This window comes from Stutzerimonas degradans, assembly GCF_024448505.1.
In the GTDB taxonomy this organism is placed as follows: domain Bacteria; phylum Pseudomonadota; class Gammaproteobacteria; order Pseudomonadales; family Pseudomonadaceae; genus Stutzerimonas; species Stutzerimonas degradans.
On the sequence record NZ_JAMOHV010000015.1, the window covers coordinates 108,419 to 117,610 of the forward strand.

6 protein-coding genes and 2 pseudogenes are annotated in these 9,192 nt (G+C 54.5%); 7 read left to right on the plus strand and 1 reads right to left on the minus strand.

Annotated features, from left to right (window positions below):
* Nucleotides 1-363: 363 nt before the first annotated feature.
* The 6 genes from NAV27_RS17035 (at nt 364) to NAV27_RS17055 (ending at nt 7,744) form a co-directional block, all read left to right on the plus strand.
* A complete protein-coding gene (locus NAV27_RS17035; protein WP_102829516.1) occupies nt 364-1,278 on the plus strand; it encodes a LysR family transcriptional regulator in 915 nt (304 codons plus the stop codon).
* Between the two features lie 239 nt (nt 1,279-1,517).
* Nucleotides 1,518-3,017 carry an SAVED domain-containing protein gene (locus NAV27_RS17040; RefSeq protein ID WP_064481019.1) on the plus strand — a complete coding sequence of 500 codons (1,500 nt, stop codon included), beginning with the start codon at nt 1,518-1,520 and terminating at the stop codon, nt 3,015-3,017.
* Nucleotide 3,018: 1 nt separating this feature from the next.
* Nucleotides 3,019-4,161 carry an SMODS domain-containing nucleotidyltransferase gene (locus NAV27_RS17045; RefSeq protein ID WP_064481020.1) on the plus strand — a complete coding sequence of 381 codons (1,143 nt, stop codon included), beginning with the start codon at nt 3,019-3,021 and terminating at the stop codon, nt 4,159-4,161.
* A 185-nt stretch (nt 4,162-4,346) separates the two neighbouring features.
* Complete coding sequence (locus tag NAV27_RS19260; RefSeq protein ID WP_500862667.1) at nt 4,347-5,951, plus strand: HesA/MoeB/ThiF family protein; 1,605 nt, start codon at nt 4,347-4,349, stop codon at nt 5,949-5,951.
* Nucleotides 5,948-6,448 (plus strand): Mov34/MPN/PAD-1 family protein, encoded by a 501-nt coding sequence (locus NAV27_RS19200; protein WP_081262852.1) that lies wholly within the window; start codon nt 5,948-5,950, stop codon nt 6,446-6,448. The genes NAV27_RS19260 and NAV27_RS19200 overlap by 4 nt, the downstream gene beginning before the upstream one ends.
* Nucleotides 6,449-6,697: 249 nt before the next feature.
* Nucleotides 6,698-7,744 (plus strand): hypothetical protein, encoded by a 1,047-nt coding sequence (locus NAV27_RS17055; protein WP_146029404.1) that lies wholly within the window; start codon nt 6,698-6,700, stop codon nt 7,742-7,744.
* Between the two features lie 613 nt (nt 7,745-8,357).
* Here NAV27_RS17055 and NAV27_RS17060 read toward each other — a convergent pair.
* A pseudogene (locus tag NAV27_RS17060) lies at nt 8,358-8,663 on the minus strand (tyrosine-type recombinase/integrase); the annotation flags it as partial.
* Here NAV27_RS17060 and tcmP point away from each other — a divergent pair.
* Nucleotides 8,661-9,192: pseudogene (gene tcmP, locus NAV27_RS17065) on the plus strand (three-Cys-motif partner protein TcmP); the annotation flags it as partial. The pseudogenes NAV27_RS17060 and tcmP overlap by 3 nt on opposite strands.

A 9,192-nucleotide genomic window follows, 5' to 3' on the forward strand; every position in this document is an offset into this window, starting at 1 on the left:
CACGGGGCGCGGTGTGACTTCTTGCCGTAGCCATGAACGCGTGCTCGGAGTAGGCAAGCTCGGCGAGCTCACCGGAGCGCGGTTGAGGCTGGCCTCACAAGGCGTACAAGCTCCATATCTGCGGTCCGCGCCCAGAAACTGCGGACGCATGATTCGCATGAAGTCGTCTGGCCATGCTCTTCCTCCAAAATTATTGTTTTGAGCAAGAATGGGGCAGCACCGATAACTGCCTGCTGCACGTCGAGACCCACCTCGCTCGCAGAACGATTGAGCTGAGCACTGGTGCGTGGGGGACAAAGTAATGGTTTTCTTTGAGGCGTGTAATACAATGAAATTAACTTCATTGTTTCTTTAGAGTTAACTATGAACCCTGTATCCGAGCTCGCCTTCTTTTCACAGCTCGTCCGTTTGGGCAGCCTTGCGGCAACCGCGCGCGAGCTCAATCTGACGCCCCCGGCGGTATCAAAGCGACTGGCACAGTTGGAGCAGCGCCTCGGTGTCCGGCTGCTGAATCGCACCACGCGTAGCATTAGCCTCACAGCTGAAGGCGAGCTGTATCTGGACAGCGCTCAGCGCATCCTTCGAGAGATCGAGGAAATGGAGCGCCAAGTGTCCAGCAGCCGTGCCCTTCCCAAGGGCCTTCTGCGCGTTAATGCACCTCTAGGTTTCGGGCGCACGCATGTCTGCCCAGCCATTTCTTCGTTTGTCCGGCGCTATCCGGAGGTTGAGGTGCAACTCCACTTGAGCGATCGGCCAATTAACTTGCCGGACGACGCCATCGACGTCGCTATTCGCTTCGGTGACTTGCCTGACTCCCGGCTAATCGCACGAAAGATTGCGGCGAACCGGCGCAAGCTGTGTGCTGCTCCGTCTTACCTAGCTACCCATGGTCGCCCTCTAACCCCAAAAGATCTGATGCAGCACAACTGCATCGTGCTGCGCCAGAATGATTCAGCTTTTGGCGTGTGGCGACTCAGTCGGGGGAAACAGAGCGAAGCGATAAAGGTTCGAGGCAACCTCAGCACAAACGATGGGGAGGTGGCTTTGAACTGGGCATTGGAGGGACACGGTATTTTGATGCGCGCTGAATGGAATCTCGCCAACCACCTGAGCAGCGGCCGCCTGGTGGAAGTGCTGACAGACTACGAAACCCCGCCTGCAGATATTTACGCCGTTTACCTTGAGCGCCTAAACCTGTCTGCGAAGGTGTCTTTCTTCATTGAGCATCTGCGCGGGTTCTTTAGCCTCAACAGCGATGGCTTTTATGCTTCAGTTTAAGAAATCAGTCTCGGGCGCGCCTGGCTAACTAAGACCGGTGACCGACTTCGGCCAAAAGCAGTCAGTTACAGCCAACCGAACGAGGCTATATTTCTCGCGCCAACATCATTTCGTAGCCCCCCTGATTGTTTCGCATCCTCCCGCCTGCCGATCGAGAGATCACGTAACCAGCGTTTCGGCTTGAATCCAGATTGAAGAGGCGATAGCGTTTCGCCATAACGCTGCATAAGGAATTGAGCATGGCAAACGCGGTTTCGGCCGGATGGCACGGGCATGATTATCAAGCCCGATTTTTCTGGATTCATGCATCTGCATTAAGGGACCCTGATCAGTCACATGTCATTGAAGTCTCCTACGAGGCTGACGGTCCTAAAGCGTTCGACGACGTGATTATTCGCTATGACCCGCCGCGGGCGAGCACTGGGCCGGTGCGCATCTCGGTTGACTACCACCAGATCAAGTTTCATGTCACTGGCGCAGGTCGATTCGGCTACGCAGATCTCATCAATCCAGCCTTCATCGGCGCCGAATCGGTGTCTCTCCTGGAAAGATTGAAGCAGGCAAAAAAGAGCGCACCTCAGAACTCTGCTTATCACCTTGTTACGATCGACAGCGTTAAAGATGGCGATCCACTGGGTGAGATCATTTCAGCCGTGGACTATTCCCTGCGCCTTGACAAGCTATCGGTTGGCAAAACGGACACCAGTAAAATGGGCAAGGTTCGCAAGCTGTGGCGCGAACATCTCAAGCTCGCATCGGACGACGAACTGAAGAAGGTGCTGGAGGGACTTCATATTGCAACCGCCCAGCGGTCTCTGACTCAGCTGCGCGAAGAAGTGAACCTTCGCTTCCGAGTAGTTGGCCTGATCAGTTGCCATGACAGTTCCGAATTCCGTTTCGACGCTGCTGCAAGGTCCCTCAAGAGCAAAGGCCTGTACCAGTTTACGCGCCAGCAGTTCGAAACCCTCTGCCAAGAGGAAGGTTGGGTTCGTTCCGATCCTCCTGAGAATCTCCTCAACGTAGCCCTTCGCTCGTTTGCAGATGGTCCAACCGACCGTATAGACGCGCTACCGGAAAACACTCTTTCACTATTGCAGCACTTTGACGGCCGTCACCTCAGACCAGGCGAGGATTGGGCATCTGTAGTTCAACCCGCGGTTGAGTCGTTCCTGGCGCGAATAAAGCAATCGGAACGCCGTATTCGATTGTTTCTGGACGTTCATACCTCAATCGCATTCCTGGCAGGACGATGCCTCGGGCTGAAATCCGGCATGGAGGTTGAGCTCGTTCAGAAGGGGCGCTCAGGGACATCTGTTTGGCGGGCAGATGACGGCAAAGATAAGAGCGCAACCGATGTCACTGTTGAACAACTCCATGCTGGTCCAGACATTGCGCTTGTGTTGAGCATATCTCGAGATGCTGTGGACGATGTGCGGGACTACGTCGCCAAGCAGCCGACGATAGGCAAGATTTTGCACATCACGCCTACAGAGGGGCCAGGCCAAAACGCCGTAGCGGGAGGGGCCCATGCCGCCCGCCTGGCGGACGACGTTGCCAAGGCAGTGGCCAAGGCTCGGGTTCCATTCGGCGCTCAAATCCACGTATTTAGCGCGGCACCGAATGCGGTCAATTTCTTTGTGGGTCAACACGCCGAAGCTATGGGCACATGCGTTTTCTACGAGTTCGATTTCAACCGCCGCGTCGACGGTAGCTACCACCCCACCTTCAAGGTTCAATGACATGGAACTCAAACCTCAATTCGCGGAGTTCCTAGCGGGAATTCGGCCAACGCCTTCACAGCAGGAAGATTGGAAAGTCGGGTCGAAGACCTTGCGAAGCCGGCTCGAGTCCGATGAGAAACTCAAGGGCATCGTCGTAGCTACCTTCCTGCAAGGCAGCGTTCGCAGGTCAACAGCCATCCGCCCCCTGGGTGACAAACGTCCAGACGTCGATGTCGTGGTGGTGACGAATCTGGATTACAACCGACTGACGCCGAAGGAGGCTATGGTTCTCTTCGAGCCATTTCTGGAGCGTTACTACAAGGGGAAATGGCGCCCCCAGGGGCGCTCATTCGGGATTGAGCTTTCCTATGTGGATCTCGACCTGGTAATTACGGCTCTGCCCACCGACGGCCCGCGTCGCAGTCTCCTAGAACAGCTCTACCGGTCGCAGTCCGTGTTGACCACTAACTCGCTCGAAGAAGAGACCAGCTGGCGATTGAACAGCAGTTGGACACCACCTAGCGGTCTGCTCGGCAACGCGACGCCTCTTCAGGACGCGCCTCAGGAAGAGTGGAAGCCCCATCCATTGTTTCTTCCGGATCGGGATGCCGGCAAGTGGGGGCGCACTCACCCACTCGCACAGATTCAATGGACGGCGGCAAAGAATCGAGCGTGCAATGGCCACTACGTGAACCTGGTGCGAGCAATGAAGTGGTGGCGCCAGGAGAATGCAAAAAGTCTTCCTAAGTACCCGAAAGGCTACCCACTGGAGCACATGATCGGGCATGTCCTGGTCGACGGTACCACCTCCATGGCGACGGGCCTGGTTCAGGCCTTGGAGAGTTTCAGGGATACCTGGTCCTATTATGACCGGCTCAATTCAGTCCCAACACTTGCCGACCACGGTGTCCCAGAGCACAACGTTCTCGCACGCTTGTCGGTAGAAGACTTCAAGGCCTTTTACGCGGCAGTATGCGAAGCGGCCAAGCTGGCCAGGAAAGCGCTCGACAGCACCGATGCCCAGGAGAGCGGTCAGTTGTGGCAAGACTTGTTGGGGCGCAAGTTCCCACTGCCCGGCCCGCAAGGTGGTGACAGGTCGAATGGGGGCTTTACCGCACCGAACCACTCTGCCCAGCCTGACAAGACTGAGCGGTTCGCTTGACTGTTCGTCAGGTGATAACGCCCCACATTCTGTTGTCGGTTGTTGATGCCATCAACAGCGGTGCACGCACCCATACAGACAGTAGCTGGGTGCTGCATCCGGAAGGAGAATGGTCGCTCCGGTTCGTAGCGCGTCTTTCCGTACCGCCGACTGACTTTGTGCCAAGCGAATCGATCTGGCAGCTAGTGGTCTGGACAACCCATAACGGGGAAACAGCTCACGTTTATCCAGATGCTACTCACGGCATCACCGCCACATTCCCTCACCAGGATTACAACGGCGAAGCGTATCCACCGCGTCATTGGAGGCTCGGCAAACCTTGCTTGGAAAAACCTATCGGAGTTTTCAATCGCACTAGCTGGTCGAACGAACCTCGCAACCTGGCCGAACGCTTGTCCTGGTTGCTGCAGCGCTTATTGAACTGGATTGACGCGGCGGCAAGCGATTCCCTTAGCGTTGAGGGAGACCCACTTGAGCTTCCGCCCCTACCCGGACAAACCCTCTTTCCACTGTTGGGGTTTCGAGAAATCGCCGGCGGCCTTTCGCAGTGGATGCCTCGCCAAGGGAGTTGGGGGTACGCAAGCACAAGCCCGTTGAAAGGGACCGATGGCACCCGGGTCATAACGGCATATCAACTGGCCGACGGCGAGATCTTCAGGACCACTGAATGGTCGCCTTCGATGCTGAGCAAAGAACGTACATCAGATGCCCTGTGGCTTGTCTTGCCTGAGATGCCAGTAGCCCCTCCCTGGCAAGCGCCTAAGTCTTGGCTAGAACTAAACGAACGCCTAGCAGCTAACCACGTCGATCTTGAAAAAATGCTCGTTGACATGGGGCGCGCGGTTAGGCGAAGTCCTCGGAGAGCCCCGCCCTGGGTACTACTTCTGGGATTCCCGATCGCGGAGCGAGTTGGGTTAGCACCATCCCGATTTCACTGGCTTGCGATTAAATCCCCCCCACTCGCCAACAAGACAGCGCGGCGAAATGGATTCAGATCCTGTGAGCGCAACCATCGCCAATGGGATGCTGAAATTGCTATATCCAAGGAACCCCTGAAGTGGCAGCGCACAGCCAACTGGGCCTCGGACCAACTGAGAACGAGGGGAGCGGCCGAGAGTGAGATGTGCGGGCGTCGAATTGTATTGATAGGCGCAGGTTCTCTCGGAAGCTCAGTCGCAGAGAACCTCCTCCGTATGGGCGTTTGCGAACTGGGTATTCTGGATTACGACTGGGTGATGATGGGCAATCTCAGCCGCCATACGCTCTCCATGCAGGCGGTGGGGCACAAGAAAGCCAAGGCTCTTGCTGCGCACCTCAACGGATGCATGCCCGATGCAAAGGTCAGGGCGTTTGATACCGTGTTTCCGCCCCATAGCGAACAGCTCAAACAAGCAGTCAGAAGCTATGATGTGATTGTCGACTGCACGGGCGACGATGAAGTATTGGATGCTCTGGCTTCGTTCGATTGGCAGAGTGAAAAGCTCTTTGTGAGCCTAGCTATGACGTGGCGAGCGGAAGGCCTTTTCGCGTATGCCGCTTCCGAATCGAGCTTTCCAGCCATAGATGCCAAGGCCCAATTCTCAGCCTCTCCCACCCCGACCTTCGACGACTTAGACGAAAAGATCGAAGGTATCGGATGCTGGCATGCCGTATTCCCTGCGACCGCCGATGATGTTCAGCTATGGGGAGCGATTGGTAGCAAATTCATCCGTAGGGCCGTATTGAGTCCAGGAAGGCACTACGAGTATTTCCGGCAAATGCCGGACGGCACAGTCGAGCATGCAAAATGAAGAACTCTGTCCCGCTCTCATTCTCGAGCCCCGGTGCCCCATACACTGTGACCTTTGAGGCTGCAGCCTTAAGTAAGATGGTAAGTGACTGTGTCCGGGCAGGAACGCACGAAACGGGCGGCATTTTGATAGGGAAGTACAGTAGCGACGGGAGCGTTGCCCTTATCTCGGAAATTACATCACACCCCAAGGACTCAATCAGCAGCTCAGTCACCTTCCAACGCGGAACAATTGGGCTGAGAGAATTGCTCGCCGCGCGTTGGGATGAAGGTTTTCACTATGTCGGTGAGTGGCACTATCATCCTGGCGGATCACCGGAACCAAGCGGCCCCGATATGCATACCATGCGATCCATCGCTACAAACTCCAAATACTCGTGTCGAGAACCGATTCTGATCATCTTAGGTGGACGCCCTCCACGAGAAGTAAAGCTCAGTGCAACAGTTTTTCCGGCCAATAGGCCAAGCGTGAGATTAAATCCATTCTCCTATAGCTGACACGCGCCACCTTTCCTGCGGGCTGTTCAGCCTAAATGCTGTCCAAAGATGGTTAGCTCAACAGACTGCCGCTTATGGCCGGTTTCAGCCTGCTACGACAGGCACCTCCCGGCCAGAAGCTGACGTTCAAATTCGTCTAATAATTGCGTGTCAGTCATTACCGCCGGGCTGCGCCGGCAGATGGTTTGCGTGGCTAGGTGTTGTCAGGTAGGTTCGATCGAATCAGTGGGTCGAATAACAAGGGCAGCTATGGACTTCGCTAAGGCTTACAAGCAGTGCAGAAAATCGATGGCGCTGGGGCGAGGAATAAAAGCAGTAGAAGCTTGCTTACATCGAGGGAAGCATGAGTTTGATAGTTTGCAGGAAGCGAAGCTGAGCTGTTTTCGGGATATTCGCGGATATAAAATTGTTTCATCTGGTGAGTGTGCATTTTTTCCAAGAGATCTTTCGGAAATCAAAGTGGGCTCTGGGCTAGCTTGGTACAGAGATACGTTTGCGACTACTGAGATAGTACTCCCCCCATATCATAGCTTTGGATTTCTATCTGAATACGGCGGAAAAATCTCGAAAAGCAACAGTGAAGAGGAAAGGTACGCTCACGCGAATAATATGCTGTTGGAAATGTACACGCCCCCACGAATGGCCGACCTGATTTGTGGGGCATGGTCTCAGCGCATCACTTTTGCTCAGTATCAAGAACAGCTGATTGAGGCTGTAAAGGCATACTGTCTGGGTCTGTACGGCGTGGCAATTGTTGGAATTCTGCCTTGCATAGAAGGGTTCCTAAGAGAGCTTGGAAAGCACGTCTCTCTTCCAGTTAAGGATGCCGTGAATATAGAGACGCTTCTAAAGGTTTTTCATCGAATAAAGCAAGGTGAGTTGAAACGACTGGTCGCAGGTTATGATTGGTATCCAGACAAGGAATTAACGATAAACTATTTAAGTCGATATCATGAGCAAGTGCAGATGCTGGAGAGCATGGAAATGTACTTCCGTGGGTGTTTTTACGGTCATACAGAGTCGTTACCATCGCACTTTGTTTTAAATCGGCATGGGATTGCGCATGGATTCTTTAAAGGCTACGCAACACCGAGTAATTTCTTGCGGCTTTTTAATTTAATTAGCTTATTGTCGTTTGCAGCCATTCTTGTCGAAGGGCGCGGTAGCATGTTACAGCCGGGAGTTACCACTGATTCCGAAGCATTGGCATTGAATTTTACTAAATGCCTATTATCCCGACGATACGTTCAGCCGAATGCTCAATCGATTCTTCCATCCCCTATTATTTTGGGCTAGCCCTATACTCCACGGCACGCCCGCCGGCCGCGCATCGGGCAAGGATTCGGCCGGGCAAGGTGGTATTCAGATTTGCAGTCAGGTAGCGTCGCGCTCTTCCAAGGGAGGGGCGAGCGATGTGGACAAAGCATTACCGAGTGATGCGATCTGAGTTGGCCAAGTGCGAAAAAGCCAGGTCCGAACTGGAGAAGATGCACCCGCCCCACACCGTCCAACCGGAACAGGATGGACAGCTTCAGGACTATATTCAGAAGTCGGACAGTCTGTACGAATGGCGGCTGCTGATCTTGACCGAGTACTGGATGATAGAGGCAGACCGCCTCGGTGTCCCACTGCCTGATCGCGATGACAGGACTTTCTGGGGGCGAGTCGAATTTGATAGCGACCCGCGGGAGCCCAGGTATCTCACAGATGCTGGCATTCGCATTGTCAGGGCAGACATCCGCGAGGAGCGTAGGCAGCGCCGCGAGCCGGTAACCTTCTGGAGTAGCATCATGATTGGGGTAGTCGGCGCCCTGACCGGCCTAGCATCTGTCATACCGAACTGGTGGGCAGACTAGGGCGGCTATTGGCCGGTTAGCGACGGCCTGGCTTCGACCGTCGCTATGCATGGTCAAACCTCGGTCTGTTCCGCCATCTCTAGGGCATCATCGACCTCAATCCCCAGATATCGAACGGTGCTCTCCAGCTTCGTATGGCCGAGCAACAGTTGAACTGCCCGCAGGTTCTTCGTCCTGCGATAGATCAGCGATGCCTTCGTACGTCTTATTGTGTGAATGCCATACAGGGCTGGATCAGGGCCAATGGCTTTCACCCAACCTTTGACGATACGAGCGTATTGACGAGTGGATAGATGGTCTGAGATATGCAGCCGGCTCGGAAAAAGGCAATCCTCGCTGCGGGGCTGGGCATGATGTATGGCGATGTGCCGTTCCCTAAGATCAAATGGATTTTCCAGAATCTCAACAAAGCCGAGGTCCTGCTGACCTTCAATGTCGATTTTTTGGTTACGTATCTAGCCGACCGCCAAGCGAACCGGAAAGCCATTGCAAATATCGGCTTGGATCAGCATGTGCCATGGGACATGCTTAAACAGCTGAAGGCGCATCAGCCACGGAGCTGGCAATACCTGATCCAGCGCTATCTGTCCGAGGGGATCAAGCAGGAAAGCGGTGCCCAGTACATGACCGTCTTCTTCATTCGTCCGGCCGGCAGCAACCCGATGGCCTATTGGTTTATCCATCTGGCGAACAACTACCGCGCTAACGATGTGATGAAGAAGATCCACTGGAAATACGGCAACAACTTTTCCCATATGCTGTCGCCTTCCAGCTTTTTCAGCTACGACGCCAATCGGGATATCGCCGTGACAGGTCAGCACGATTTGCTGTTGGATGAGCATTATTTCGACGATGCTACCAATGACCGCATCCGAGGAGAACTTTCGG